A 465-nucleotide genomic window follows, 5' to 3' on the forward strand; every position below is an offset into this window, starting at 1 on the left:
CTCACGTACCGGAGCATGCACAGTTAGGTTGGGCACTGAACTGCTACACCTACTTCGGCGAGTTGAGCCGTATGACCCAGTTCAAAGATAAATCCGCACGCTATGCGGAGAACATCAACGCCGGCCTGTTTGATTATCCGGTACTGATGGCGGCAGACATTCTGCTGTATCAGACCAACCAGGTACCGGTTGGCGAAGATCAGAAACAGCATCTGGAACTGAGCCGCGATATCGCCCAGCGCTTCAACGCCCTGTATGGCGAGATCTTCAAAGTGCCTGAGCCGTTCATTCCTAAATCCGGTGCGCGCGTGATGTCGCTGCTGGAGCCGACGAAGAAAATGTCCAAGTCGGATGACAACCGCAACAACGTGATCGGTCTGCTGGAAGATCCGAAATCTGTGGTTAAGAAAATCAAACGCGCGATGACCGACTCTGAAGAGCCGCCTGTTGTACGCTACGACGTGC

At 53.8% G+C, this 465-nt stretch carries 1 pseudogene; it reads left to right on the forward strand.

Annotated features, from left to right (window positions below):
* Nucleotides 1–62: 62 nt before the first annotated feature.
* Nucleotides 63–465 (forward strand): annotated as a pseudogene (locus H0X91_RS34730) (hypothetical protein); the annotation flags it as partial.

It is taken from the genome of Burkholderia sp. 9777_1386 (genome assembly GCF_015712265.1).
Classification (GTDB): domain Bacteria; phylum Pseudomonadota; class Gammaproteobacteria; order Burkholderiales; family Burkholderiaceae; genus Burkholderia; species Burkholderia cenocepacia.